Here is a 12,741-nt window from a genome sequence, read left to right on the forward strand (position 1 = left end):
TGGTGAGCGGGGGCAGGAGGATGTCCGGGAGGCGGGCGGCGGTGGCCAGGCGTAGGGAGAGTCCGGCGGGGTCGGTGTGCGGGGCGTGGGCCTTGGCGACGGTTCCGGCGTGCCGTACGACTGTGGCGTCGGGGCGGTCGGCGAGGGTTGTGGTGGGGCAGGTGCAGGGGGCTCCGCCGGGGTGGGGGGAGTTGGGGTGGGCTGCGGTTCTGGCCTTCGTGGACAGGGCGTTGAGGAGGTTCACTTCGGCCTCGGGGGGCGGTGGGGTGTCGGCTGAGGGTACGCCTGTGAGGGCTGCGCTGTGCTGGACGGGGGGTGCCGCTGGGCGGTGCTGTGCTGGACGGGGGGTGCCGCTGGGCGGTGCTGTGCTGGACGGGGGTGCCGCTGGGGGGTGCTGTGAGGTGACCCGTGCTGTCGCTGGACCAGGGGTGTTTCGCTTGCCCGCGCTTGCGGGGTGCCGCTGCGCCCACCCGTGCCGCCCCTAGCGGCACGCATGCCCGCAGCTACGGGCCCGGTGCCCATCGCTGCGCCGGCCCCGTCTCCACGGCTACGCGAGCCTGGTGCGACCAGCTCGGCGAGCCCGGTGTCACGAGCCGCGCGGTCTCCACGGCTACCCGAGCCTGGTGCGACCAGCTCGGCGAGCCCGGTGTCACGGGCCGCGCGGTCTCTACGGCTAGACGGGCCCGGCGCCCCGAGCCAGGCAAGCTCGGCCTCCATGCCTACGCGGGCCCTGTGTCGGAGTCGTCGGACGTTGTCCCGGGTGGTGGGGACCGGCGTAATGCCGGCGCAGCTCCCCAGCTGCGCCGGCATTGCTGCCGTCCGCCGCACCCCCGTCCCCACGGGGTTTCATGGATGGATGTCCCCGCCCGGACCGCTCTTCCGGGCCTGGGGTCGCCGCTCAGCGCCCCAGCATCGCACCCACGGACGACGCCTGTGTGGCCACCGTCTCCCAGCCGTCGAAGACGATCAGGAGCAGGGCCGCCAGGGGAAGGGCCATCAGCGTCGCCACCAGGGGGTGGCGGCGGCCCGTGCGGCGGGGGGCGAACGTCGTGCGCCGCGGTGCCGTGTGGGCCATGGTCCCTCTCCTGACCGTGTCTGTTGTCCTTGCAGCGGCGGGTGCTTGACCTCGGGGGACGAGTGCTGCACCCGCCGCTTGACCTCAAATCTAGGCGCGTGGGCCCGGGCGGGCGTCATGCCCTCGTACCGATTGCCGGGCCTCCCGGAGGATGAGCGGCGAGTGGAGGCGTACTCCCCTGGGTGGAGACATGAACCTGACTCTCGGGGTCTTCCCGGAGGGGACGTCCGCTGTGTCCCCTCATGTCCGGTCCTGCCGGTGTGACACTTCGAGTGAGTTCGATCACTTCCTCCGGTTCCGGGCGGTCGGTGACGGGTGTCCCGATCGTCCGGCGGCCCGTCCCGCCGGGCGGGGCCCGGTCCGTCCGCGGACGCGGGGTCCCGGTCGGCGTGGCCTGCGCCTGGTCGACGTACGCCGGGTCAACGCCCTTCCCCCGGGGCTTGGTTGGAGTCGCCCAGGTCTCAAGGGCGCTGTCGGCCATGGCTTCCTGACCGACTCTCACCCGGGCCGCCCGCGGGGGACAATCCCTCGGGCCGAGAGGGCGCGGCCTATGCGCGCGGGCGGCCGTGGAAACGTAAGCTGTGCCACGTCACAGGGACCGGGCAGCGGGGATGAACATGGCGATGATGCGCCTGAGGCGCGAGGACCCGCGCGTCGTCGGCTCGTTCAGGCTTCACCGACGGCTCGGCGCGGGCGGGATGGGCGTGGTCTACCTCGGCTCCGACAAGAAGGGGCAGCGGGTCGCGCTCAAGGTGATCCGGCCCGACCTGGCGGAGGACCAGGAGTTCCGGTCGCGCTTCGCCCGCGAGGTCTCGGCCGCCCGGCGGATCAGGGGCGGGTGCACCGCCCGGCTGGTGGCCGCGGACCTGGAGGCCGAGCGGCCCTGGTTCGCCACGCAGTACGTGCCCGGGCCCTCCCTGCACGACAAGGTCGCCGACGACGGACCGCTCTGCGCGGCCGACGCGGCGGCGATCGGGGCGGCGCTGTCCGAGGGGCTGGTCGCCGTGCACGAGGCCGGTGTCGTGCACCGGGATCTGAAGCCGTCCAACATCCTGCTGTCCCCGAAGGGGCCGCGGATCATCGACTTCGGCATCGCCTGGGCCACCGGCGCCTCCACGCTCACCCACGTCGGCACCGCGGTCGGCTCGCCGGGCTTCCTCGCCCCCGAGCAGGTGCGCGGCGCCGTGGTGACGCCGGCGACCGACGTGTTCTCGCTCGGCGCGACGCTGGCCTACGCGTCGACCGGCGACTCGCCGTTCGGGCAGGGCAGTTCCGAGGTCATGCTGTACCGCGTGGTGCACGAGGAGCCGCATCTGAACGGCGTGCCCGACGCCCTGGCCCCACTGGTGCGGGCCTGTCTGGCCAAGGACCCCGACAACCGGCCGAGCACGCTGCAACTGTCGCTGCGGCTCAAGGAGATCGCCGCCCGCGAGGCACAGGGCCTGGCCGACGTACGGCCGCCCGCGCCGCGCGCCGCGCAGGCGGACCTGCCGACCGGACGGCTCGTCGACACCTACCCCGAGCAGCAGCGCACCCAGCGGCGCACGGCTCCCGGCACCCCGGTGCCCCGGGGGAACACGCCCGCGCGGGGCGGTGCGCCGGTCCGCGGCGGCGGTGTCCCGCGCGGCGGACCCGCGCCCTCACGGCCGGGCACCGCCAGGCCCACTCCCGTGCCGCGCGGCGGCGGCCCGCGCTCCGGCAGCCGGCCCGCTCCGCGCAGCGGCGCCGGGCGGCCGGCCCCGCGCCCGAAGGGAGGCCGGCTGCGGCCGGCCAATCCGCGGCTGCTGCGCCAGCGGCTGTTCGTCTTCGTGGTGGTGACGCTGCTGGTCGCGCTCGGGATCGCGGTCGCGCAGGGCTGTCAGGGTCCGGCGCGGGGTCTCGGCGACGACGGGCGGCGGCAGGCACAGCACGCGGGGGCCGGACTCGGTCCGGCGCCGGACGGACGGCCGGCGACGCCGGTTCAGGCTTCCGGGCGTCCCGAGGCCACCGCGTAGAACGCCACCGCGGCGGCCGCGCCGACGTTCAGCGAGTCGACGCCGTGCGACATCGGGATGCGGACCCACGCGTCGGCGGCGGCCAGGGCCCGCGCGGACAGGCCGTCGCCCTCGGCGCCGAGCATCAGGGCCACCCGGTCCATCCGGTGCGGGGCGACCTCGTCCAGGGTGCGGGCCCTGTCGTCGGGGGTGAGCGCGAGCAGGGAGAAGCCGGCCTCGTGGACCGGGTCCAGGCCCTTGGGCCAGGTCTCCAGGCGGGCGTAGGGCACGGAGAAGACCGCGCCCATCGAGACCTTGACGCTGCGCCGGTACAGCGGGTCGGCGCAGTCCGGCGAGAGCAGCACGGCGTCCATGCCGAGCGCGGCCGCCGAGCGGAAGACGGCGCCGATGTTGGTGTGGTCGTTGACCGCCTCCATGACCACGACCCGCCGGGCGGTCCGCAGCACTTCCGCCGCCGCCGGCAGCGGCTTGCGGCGCATGGAGGCGAGGGCCCCGCGGTGCACGTGGTAGCCGGTGACCCGCTCGGCCAGTTCCGGGCTGACCGCGTACACCGGCGCGGGCATGTCGTCGATGACGTCCCGCATGACCTCGATCCACTTGGCCGTCAGCAGCATGGACCGCATCTCGTACCCGGCGTCCCCGGCCCTTCGGATGACCTTCTCGCCCTCGGCGATGAACAGGCCCTCGGCGGGCTCGCGCCTTCGGCGTAGCTCGACGTCGGTCAGGTCCGTGTAGTCGCGCAGGCGCGGGTCGTCGGGGTCGTCGATGGTGATGAGCTCGGCCACGGGGTGCTGCTGCCTTGTCCTGGGAGGGGTGGGTTGCGTACGGCCGGGGTGTGGGCGGGCCGCCCCCGGCCGTCCGTGATCAGGCCGCCGGTCCGGGGCCCACGCCGACGACCTCGCCGACGACGATGACCGCCGGGGGCCGGACGTCCTCGGTGCGCACGGTCTCGGCGACCGTGGCGAGGGTGGCGTCGACGCGGCGCTGGGCGGCCGTCGTGCCCTCCTGGACGAGGGCGACGGGGGTCCCGGGCGGCCTGCCGTGCGCGACGAGCGTCTCGGCGATCTTCCCGATCTTGTCGACACCCATCAGGATCACCAGCGTGCCGGTCAGCCGTGCCAGGGACGGCCAGTCGACCAGGGAGCGCTCGTCGTCGGGGGCGACATGGCCGCTGACCACGGTGAACTCGTGGGCCACGCCCCGGTGGGTGACCGGGATGCCGGCCGCGCCGGGCACGGAGATGGAGCTGGAGATGCCGGGCACCACCGTGCACGGGATGCCGGCCTCGGCGAGCGCCTGGACCTCCTCCATGCCCCGGCCGAAGACGAACGGGTCGCCGCCCTTGAGCCGCACCACCGACCTGCCCCGCTTGGCGTGCTCGATCAGGGCGTTGTTGATGGCCTCCTGGGCCATGTAGCGGCCGTACGGGATCTTCGCCGCGTCGATGACCTCGACGTGCGGCGGGAGTTCGGCCAGCAGGTCGCGCGGGCCGAGGCGATCGGCGATGACCACGTCGGCCTCGGCGAGGAGACGGCGGCCGCGGACGGTTATCAGGTCCGGGTCGCCGGGGCCGCCGCCGACCAGCGCGACGCCGGGGGTGCGGGTGCGGTGGTGCGGGGCGACGAGGGTGCCGTCGCGCAGGCCCTCGACCACCGCGTCGCGGACGGCCGCCGTGTGCCGGGGGTCGCGGCCGCGGGCGTCGGTGGTGAGGACGGCCACCGTGACGCCCTCGCTGTGTCCGGTCGCCGGGGTCCAGGCGGTCGCCCGGTCGGCGTCGTCGGAGCGTACGCACCACACCCGGTCGCGCTCCGCCTCGGCGGACGCGGCCTCGTTGGTCTCCGGGTCGCTGGTGGCGATGAGGACGTACCAGGCCTGCTCCAGGTCGCCCGGCGCGTACGGCCGGCGCTCCCAGGTGATCTCGCCGGCGTCCGCCATGGCCTCGACGGAGGGTGTGGCGTGCGGGGAGACGAGGACGATGTCGGCGCCTGCCGCGATCAGCGCCGGGAGGCGGCGCTGGGCCACCTGGCCGCCGCCGAGGACGACCACGCGGCGGCCGGAGAGGCGGAGGCCTACGGGGTAGGCGGGGTGTTCGGCCATGAGGGAGGGCTCCTCGAGCAGCTCTGCGATGGGCGCGCTGCGACGTCGGAGCGGCCCTGACGTGGGGATTTTAAGGCGTGGGAGCGAGCGGGGGCACGGGCGGTCCGGTGGCTGGGCACCGGACCGCCCGCCGCGGGCGGCCGCTACTTCTCCGTGACCCCCGCCGAGTCGAACGTCGCGACCTCGTGCATCGCCCGTGCGGTGCTCTGGACCAGGGGCAGCGCCAGCAGGGCGCCCGTGCCCTCGCCGAGGCGGAGGTCGAGGTCGACCAGGGGACGCAGGCCGAGCTTGTTGAGCGCCGCCACATGGCCGGGCTCGGCGCTGCGGTGGCCGGCGATGCAGGCGGCGAGGACCTCGGGGGCGATGGCGCGGGCGACCAGGGCCGCGGCGCCGGCGCTGACGCCGTCGAGGATCACCGGCGTACGCAGTGAGGCGCCGCCGAGGAGCAGGCCGACCATGGCCGCGTGCTCGAAGCCACCGAGGGCCGCGAGGACGCCGATCGGGTCGGCCGGGTCCGGCTGGTGCAGTTCCAGGGCGCGGCGGACGACCTCGGTCTTGCGGGCCAGCGTCTCGTCGTTGATGCCGGTGCCCCGGCCGGTGACCTCGGCCGGGTCGGCGCCGGTGTACACCGAGATCAGCGCGGCGGACGCCGTGGTGTTGGCGATGCCCATCTCACCGGTGAGCAGCGCCTTGTTGCCGGCCGCCACCAGGTCGCGGGCGGTCTCGATGCCCACCTCGATGGCGGCCTTGGCCTCCTCGCGGCTCATAGCCGGACCGGCGGTCATGTCGGACGTGCCGCCGCGGATCTTGCGGGGCAGCAGGCCCGGGGTGGCCGGCAGGTCGGCGGCGACACCGACGTCCACGACGCACACCTCGGCGCCGACCTGGCCGGCGAAGGCGTTGCAGACCGCTCCCCCGCCGAGGAAGTTGGCCACCATCTGCGCGGTGACCTCCTGCGGCCAGGGAGTCACGCCCTGGGCGTGCACCCCGTGGTCACCGGCGAAGATGGCGACGGCCGCGGGCTCCGGGATCGGGGGCGGGCACTGCCGGGACAGCCCGGAGAGCTGGGCGGAGATGATCTCCAGCATGCCGAGCGCGCCGGCCGGCTTGGTCATGCGCTTCTGGCGCTCCCAGGCCTCGCCGAGGGCCTTGGCGTCGAGCGGGCGGATCTGGGCGACGGTCTCGGCAAGCAGGTCGTGGGGCTCCTCTCCGGGCAGGGCGCGGCGGCCGTAGGTCTCCTCGTGCACCACCCAGGACAGCGGGCGCCGCTTGGACCAGCCGGCCTGCATCAGCTCGGGCTCGTCCGGGAACTCGTCGACGTATCCGACGCACAGATAGGCGATGACCTCGAGGTGCTCGGGCAGGCCGAGGGCGCGGACCATCTCACGCTCGTCGAAGAAGCTGACCCAGCCGACGCCGAGGCCTTCGGCGCGTGCGGCGAGCCACAGGTTCTCCACCGCGAGCGCGGCGGAGTACGGGGCCATCTGCGGCTGGGTGTGCCGACCGAGGGTGTGGCGGCCGCCGCGGGTGGGGTCGGCGGTGACGACGATGTTCACCGGGGTGTCGAGGATGGCCTCGATCTTCAGTTCCTTGAACTGCTTGGCCCGGCCCTTGGGCAGCGACTTGGCGTAGGCGTCCCGCTGGCGCATGGCGAGCTCGTGCATGGCCCGCCGGGTGTCGGCGGAGCGGATGACGACGAAGTCCCAGGGCTGGGAGTGGCCGACGGAGGGCGCCGTGTGGGCCGCCTCCAGCACGCGCAGCAGCACCTCGTGCGGGATCGGGTCGCCGCGGAATCCGTTGCGGATGTCACGGCGTTCGCGCATCACCTTCAGGACGGCCTCGCGCTCGGCGTCGTCGTAGGCCGGCGCGGCCGGTCCGGCGGACCGTCTCGGCTCTTCCTCCGCCGCGGCCGTGCTCTCCTCGGCGGCCCTGGTCCGAAGGTCCTCAGCGTGCTGTACGACGCCGGCGGCGGCCTCGCCGTCCGGCGCGTCCAGCGTGTCCGGCGCCCCGGCGGTCCCGGCCCCGCGGGGCGCGGGGACCGCGGCCACCGGCTCCGGCCGGCCCTGGGCGGGCAGCACCAGGGGGTGCGGCGGGGTCGGGGCCAGGTGCGGGGTGGTCGGCACCTGGCCGTCGACGGGGACGAACTGCCCGAGCGGCTGCTCGGGGCCCGCCTGCGGCGGAACGGCCGTGGGCTGGGGTGCGGCGGCCGCGGCCGGGTCCGCCTCTTCGGCGGGCGCGGGCGGCGTCACGGCCTCGGCGGCGGCCGGTGCGGGCGCGGCGCCGGCGGGCTGGTGCTGCGGGCCCGAGGGCGCGCCGTGGCCGGCGGCCGGAGCGGGCGCCGCGCCCGTGGCGGTGCCGTCCGGGGCGGTGGCCCCGGGCTGGTCCTCGGGGTGCTGGGGCCGCTGCGGCTGCTGCGGCTGCTGAGCGGTCATCGCGTCGCCGTCGGGCGTGACGGGTGTGGCGGGTGCGGCGGGTGCGGGCGCCTCGGTGGCCGCGGTCACCGTCTCTGCTTCCGTCGCCGGGGCGAGGGGCTGGGCGGCCGGTACGGCCTCCGGGGCCTGCGCGAACTCGGGCGCCTGCGGCGGCTCCGCCGCGGCCGCGGGTACGACGGCTTCGGCCTGCGCGGGCGCGGTGGCGGCGGCCGGGATCTCGGCGGGCGCGACGGGCTGGGGCTCGACGGGCTGGGGCTCGACGGGCTGGGGCTCGACGGGCTGGGGCGCGACGGGCTGGGGCGCGACGGGAGCGGGAGCGGCGTCGACCGCCGGAACAGCTTCGTCCGTCGGAACGGCTGCGTCCGCCGGGCCGACTCCGACCTGGTCGGCCTGCTCGGGCACGTCCTCGGTCACTTCCTGAGGCGCGACGACGGCGGCGTCGGCCACTGCGGCCACGTCCTGTGCCGGGAGGGCACCGCCGGCTTCCGCGACCGCGCCGGCTGCCGCGTCGACACCCGGGGCGTCCCCGGCAAGCACGGTCTCGGCGGACACGGTCTCGGCAGGCACCGTCTCGGCGCCGACGGGTGTGTTCCCCTCCGGCTGGACGGGCTCGGCGGCCTCACCGGACGCCACGGGCTCGGGCGCCTGGACCGCCTCGGGCTCCTCCGCGCCCTGTGCCTGCGCCTCGACCGCCGCAGGGGCCTGCTCCGCGGCGTCCGGGCCGGCGACCGCCTGGCCCGGCCCGGCACCCGGCGTGACACCGGGGGCCTGGCCCGCTTCCCCGGCGTCACCGGGTGCGGCACCCGCCTCGGCCTCGGGCGCGGCCGCCTCGGCCGTCGACGGTGACGCCTCCACCGCCGGCCCGTCCTCGGCGCCGTCCGCGCCGGGGACGGTCGCGGCCTGCGGTTCCTGACCAGTGTCCGCCGGGAGGGCGTCGCCGTCGTCGCTCTGCCCCTGGCCGGCGGCGGGAGCGACGTACCCGCCGTCGTGGCCGTGCGCGGGCTGCACTCCGTCGTGACCGTGCACACCCTGGGCCGCGACGGGAGCCTGCGGCTCCTCGGGCTGCGGCTGCGCGGCCGCCTGGGTGGCGAGGCGGGCCACCGCCGCCTGGGCCGCGCCGGTGGCGTCGGTTGTGGCGTCGGCGGTGGGCTCGGGCTCGCCGGCCGGAGCGACGGGTTGCGCGGCCGGAGCGACTGGTTCCGCGGCCGGAGCGACCGTCTCCGCGGCCGGCGCCTGGGCGCCCGCCTGGGCAGCGGCGACCGGCGCGGCGCCCCAGGGGGCCGCGCTCTGCGGGGCCCCGTTCGGCAGGGCCTGGGCGTCGAGGTACTCGGGCCCGGTCGTGGCCGGACCGGGCTGCCGGACCGGCGCCCCGGCCGGGCCGCGGTCGGCGAGGGAGCGGACCGGGCTGGCGGAGGCGTCGGGGATCGGCGGGCCGAGGTGCAGCGGCCGGCGCGGCTGCTGCGCGGCTGCCGCGGCCGCGTCGTGGGGGACCGAGAGAATGGGGGAAGGGGTCACGGACACCGGGCCCGAGTCGGGCAGCCGCACGCCGCTCAGGTCGACGGAGCCGCTGTCCCGGCCGGCCGTCTCGTGCGGGCCGGGCTCGTGGAAGGCCTCGACGACGGGTTCCGGCGCGGGCGGCGGAACCTCGTTGCCCCAGGCGCCCTGAGCACCCGGCAGCAGCAGGTCTTCGTCCTCGGCGGGAAGCTCGGAGAGGTAGGTGTACGCGCCGTGCGCGGGGACGCCCGGCTGCTCCACCATGCCTGCGCTCTCCGGCTGTCCCTCGGCCGGGACCTGGCCGGTGTCGGTCATGCGTACCCCTCGCCCATCGGTTAGTGCTTCTCTACGACCAGCTCACCCGGGACGGCGCACCGACCGCCCCCGTAGTGAAGAACGAGCGTGCGTGCCCAGCGGCACGAACGACCGCCCGGAAAAGGCGACAAAGCCATTCAGTGGCATTGTCCCGGCCGTTCCGCCGTCGCGACAGCATGATCCGCGACAGCCCGCTGTGGACTGCGCCACGTTGCGCGTCCTCGGGTTGTGCCGTACCACACCCCACCCCAAAACGGGCGCGCTTTCCGGACATTGATGAACGAAGCTCCGGGCCACCGGTGCGGTACAACGATCGGCCAGCCTACCGCGCGCGGTACGACAACCGGATCACGGGGCGCGATCGACCAGGACCCCGCTGAGCAGGAACGCGACGTTCCGCTCGGTCTCCCGCCAGGCCCTGGTGTCCAGTTCGACGGACTGCAGCAGGGCGCACTCGACCTGGTATCCGTGCTCGGTCAGCCCGCGGCCGACGAGTTCGGCCTCGTCGCGGGTCGCGGCGTGGGTGACGATGCGCTGCGGCCGGCGGTCGGCGACCGCTGAGACCACGGCCGCTCCCCCGCCGCCCACGCGTACGACGTCGGGTTCGGGCAGGTTCTCCAGGACGTGCGGGGCGGTGCCGTGGACCACCTGGAGCTGGACGCCGAAGCGGCGCGCGGCCGCCTCGGTGCGGGCGCAGGCCTCGGGCAGCCGGTCGACGGCGATGACCGCGGCCCCGGCGCGCGCGGCCTCGGTGGCCAAGGCGCCGCCGCCGCAGCCGATGTCCCAGACGAGGTCGCCGACGCGGGGCCCGAGGCGCGCGAGTTGGGCGGCCCGCAGCAGCTGGGTCTCGCCCTCGCCGAGGCCGTCGGGCTCGGCGTACGCCTCGTCCGGCTGCACCCAGCCGCGCGGCCCGGTGCCCGGGTCGCGCCCGGCGATCCAGCCGCCGTCCTCGGCCACCGCCGCCCGGCCGCCGACGACGATGACGACGTTGGGGTCGCGCCAGGTGTGGTCGGCGGCCTTGTCGGAGGTGACGACGGTGACCTGTTCGTGCTCGGTGCCCAGTTCCTCGCAGATGACGAAGGTCCGGTGGACCCCCTCCATGAGGAGGCCGAGTTCGGCGGGTCCGGCGCCCGGCGAGGTGAGGACGGCGACCTTGGTGTGGGCCCGGCACACGTTCACGGCCCGGCGCAGGGTGCGCCGGTGGGCGACGACCACCTGGGCGTCGTCCCAGGGCATGCCGGCGCGGGCGAAGGCGGCGGCGACCGGGGAGACGGCGGGGACGACCTCCACCTCCAGTCCGAACTCCGGTGCGCGCAGGGTCCGTACGACGCCGAAGAAACCGGGGTCGCCGTCGGCGAGCACGACGGCGGTGCCGCGGTGCGCGGCGATGCGGCGGGCGGCCAGGGCGACGCTGCCGAGGCGGACGCGTTCGGCGGCGGGCGGGATCTCGGGGAGCGCCAGATGGTGGGCCGCGCCCGCCACGAGCGTGGCGGCGCCGAGGGCGGCGCGTGCCGCTTCGGTCGGCGGCGAGCCGTCCCAGCCGATCACCGTGACCCGGTCGGCCATCGTCGTCAGTCTCCGTTTTTCACAGGTCGTCTGGGGTGGGCGGCCCTGAGCGGGCTCCGTGAGCGTACCTGGTGCGGCCGGCGGGCGTGCGACGGGGGCGGGGGCGGGGCGCGGTGCGGCCCCCGGGGGGGTCAGTTCCAGTCGGAGTAGGAGCTGAAACCACTGGTGTCGGCGAACTGCTCGTCGCCGCCTTCCAGGTCCTCCGGCAGCAGGCTCCAGACGATGAAGTCGGTGCGCGCGTCGGTCCAGCCGCCGTCCGCGGTGCGGACGTGGACTATGCAGGCGTTGCGCAGTACGCCCTCGCTGATGCAGCCGATCTTCTGGGCGACCTGCTGGGAGGCGGTGTTGTCGGCGGCGGTGCGCAGTTCGATGCGCTCGAAGTCCTGGTCGCCGAAGAGCCAGTGGGCGGTGGCGAGGGCGGCCTCGGACGCGTAGCCCTCGCCGCGGGCCCAGGGGGCGATGATGTAGGACAGCTCGGTGGAGCGGATGCGCCAGTCGGTCTTGGTGAGCTGGACGATGCCGACCAGGCGCTGGGTGAGGAACTCGGTGACGGCGAGGTCGAGGCCGTGGCCGGCGGCGCGTTCGGCGGGCGCCCAGGCGGTGATCCAGTGCCGGGCGCCGTCCTCGGTGAACGGCTGTGGCACGTCGGTCCAGGCGGCGACCTGCTCGTCGTTCATCATCTCGGTCATCGCGGGCACGTCGTCCTCGTCGAGGGGACGCAGCACCAACCGCTCCGTGCTGATGGAGATGTTGGGGAAGGTGCTAGTCATGCGCCGCTCCGTAACCTTCGGAAAAACCTTCAGGGGCTGCTGAACTGCCCAGCATGCAGCATGAAAGCACCCAAACGCACAACGGGGTCCGCACCGTGCGAGGGTGCGGACCCCGTGCGTGGGGATATGGGATCAGAAGGACGGGATGACCGAGCCCTGGTACTTGTCCTCGATGAACTTCTTCACCTCGGGCGAGGTCAGCAGCTTGGCGAGCTTCTTGACCCGGGGGTCCTTCTCGTTGCCCTCCTTGACCGCGAGGAAGTTGCCGTACGGGCTGTTCTTCGCGGACTCCAGGACCAGGGCCTCCTTCGCGGGCTTGATGCCGGAGGAGATGGCGTAGTTGCCGTTGATCACCGCCGCGTCCACGTCGTCCAGGGAGCGCGCGGTCTGGGCCGCCTCGACCTCCTTGAACTGGAGCTTCTTCGGGTTCTTGGTGATGTCCTGCGGGGTCGCCTCGGTGCCGACGCCGTCCTTGAGGGTGATCAGGCCCTTGGCGGCGAGCAGCTTCAGGGCCCGCGCCTCGTTGACGGCGTCGTTCGGGACGGCGATGGTCGCACCGCTCTTGAGGGCGTCCACCTTCTTCACCTTGTGGGAGTAGAGGCCGAGCGGCTCCAGGTGAACCGTGACGACGGGCGCGATGTGGGTGCCGCGCTTCTTGTTGAAGTCGTCGAGGTACGGCTGGTTCTGGAAGTAGTTGGCATCGACCGAGCCGTCCTCGGTCGCCGTGTTCGGCGTGATGTAGTCGGTGAACTCCTTGACCTCGAGGTCGAGGCCCGCCTTCTTCGCCAGGTTCTTCTGGACGAAGTTCAGGATCTCGGCGTGCGGGGTCGGGCTCGCGGCGACGACCAGCGGGCCGCTGTAGTCGGAGGAGCCGGCGGAGTCCTTGCCGGAGCCGCAGGCGCTGAGCCCGAGGGTGAGGGCTCCGGCGGCGAGGACGGCGGTGGTGAGCTTGGCGGTGTTACGCACGAAAAGTGCCTTTCCTTAAGGGTGGTGCGACC

At 74.9% G+C, this 12,741-nt stretch carries 8 protein-coding genes and 1 pseudogene; 1 reads left to right on the plus strand and 8 read right to left on the minus strand.

From position 1 onward, the window contains the following. Window positions 1-244 (minus strand): annotated as a pseudogene (locus tag TNCT1_RS22830) (aminoglycoside phosphotransferase family protein); the annotation flags it as partial. Window positions 245-898: 654 nt separating this feature from the next. Further along, window positions 899-1,075, minus strand: coding sequence for a hypothetical protein (locus tag TNCT1_RS35890; RefSeq protein WP_174266409.1), 177 nt, complete (start codon window positions 1,073-1,075; stop codon window positions 899-901). Window positions 1,076-1,686: 611 nt separating this feature from the next. On the opposite strand from TNCT1_RS35890, the gene TNCT1_RS22840 reads away from it, so the two are divergent. After that, the gene (locus tag TNCT1_RS22840) at window positions 1,687-3,069 is read left to right on the plus strand and encodes a serine/threonine-protein kinase (protein WP_143635159.1); all 1,383 of its coding nucleotides are present in this window, start codon (window positions 1,687-1,689) and stop codon (window positions 3,067-3,069) included. Here the strand turns inward: TNCT1_RS22840 and TNCT1_RS22845 are convergent. From TNCT1_RS22845 to TNCT1_RS22870, 6 genes are all read right to left on the minus strand, one after another. Further along, window positions 3,036-3,854 (minus strand): RNA methyltransferase, encoded by an 819-nt coding sequence (locus tag TNCT1_RS22845; protein WP_143635161.1) that lies wholly within the window; start codon window positions 3,852-3,854, stop codon window positions 3,036-3,038. The genes TNCT1_RS22840 and TNCT1_RS22845 overlap by 34 nt on opposite strands. A 79-nt stretch (window positions 3,855-3,933) precedes the next feature. Beyond that, window positions 3,934-5,166: a uroporphyrinogen-III C-methyltransferase gene (cobA, locus tag TNCT1_RS22850; protein WP_143635163.1), complete on the minus strand. Its 1,233-nt coding sequence runs from the start codon at window positions 5,164-5,166 to the stop codon at window positions 3,934-3,936. Between the two features lie 143 nt (window positions 5,167-5,309). Beyond that, entirely contained in the window at window positions 5,310-9,407 is a 4,098-nt protein-coding gene (gene cobT, locus TNCT1_RS22855; RefSeq protein ID WP_143635165.1) for a nicotinate-nucleotide--dimethylbenzimidazole phosphoribosyltransferase, read from the minus strand. A 348-nt stretch (window positions 9,408-9,755) separates the two neighbouring features. Further along, window positions 9,756-10,973: a precorrin-6y C5,15-methyltransferase (decarboxylating) subunit CbiE gene (cbiE, locus tag TNCT1_RS22860; protein WP_143635166.1), complete on the minus strand. Its 1,218-nt coding sequence runs from the start codon at window positions 10,971-10,973 to the stop codon at window positions 9,756-9,758. 131 nt (window positions 10,974-11,104) lie between these two features. Further along, window positions 11,105-11,743 (minus strand): GNAT family N-acetyltransferase, encoded by a 639-nt coding sequence (locus tag TNCT1_RS22865; protein WP_143635168.1) that lies wholly within the window; start codon window positions 11,741-11,743, stop codon window positions 11,105-11,107. A 132-nt stretch (window positions 11,744-11,875) separates the two neighbouring features. Next, entirely contained in the window at window positions 11,876-12,709 is an 834-nt protein-coding gene (locus TNCT1_RS22870) for a MetQ/NlpA family ABC transporter substrate-binding protein (protein WP_143635170.1), read from the minus strand. Window positions 12,710-12,741: the final 32 nt, after the last annotated feature.

This window comes from Streptomyces sp. 1-11, from assembly GCF_007176755.1.
Classification (GTDB): Bacteria; Actinomycetota; Actinomycetes; order Streptomycetales; family Streptomycetaceae; genus Streptomyces.

Excerpts from the sequence above, each read along its gene's own strand:
- TNCT1_RS22865 (WP_143635168.1), bottom strand. The coding sequence starts at position 11,743 with ATGACTAGCACCTTCCCCAACATCTCCATCAGCACGGAGCGGTTGGTG.
- TNCT1_RS35890 (WP_174266409.1), bottom strand. The coding sequence starts at position 1,075 with ATGGCCCACACGGCACCGCGGCGCACGACGTTCGCCCCCCGCCGCACG.
- cbiE (WP_143635166.1), bottom strand. The coding sequence starts at position 10,973 with ATGGCCGACCGGGTCACGGTGATCGGCTGGGACGGCTCGCCGCCGACC.
- cobT (WP_143635165.1), bottom strand. The coding sequence starts at position 9,407 with ATGACCGACACCGGCCAGGTCCCGGCCGAGGGACAGCCGGAGAGCGCA.
- TNCT1_RS22840 (WP_143635159.1), top strand. The coding sequence starts at position 1,687 with ATGAACATGGCGATGATGCGCCTGAGGCGCGAGGACCCGCGCGTCGTC.
- cobA (WP_143635163.1), bottom strand. The coding sequence starts at position 5,166 with ATGGCCGAACACCCCGCCTACCCCGTAGGCCTCCGCCTCTCCGGCCGC.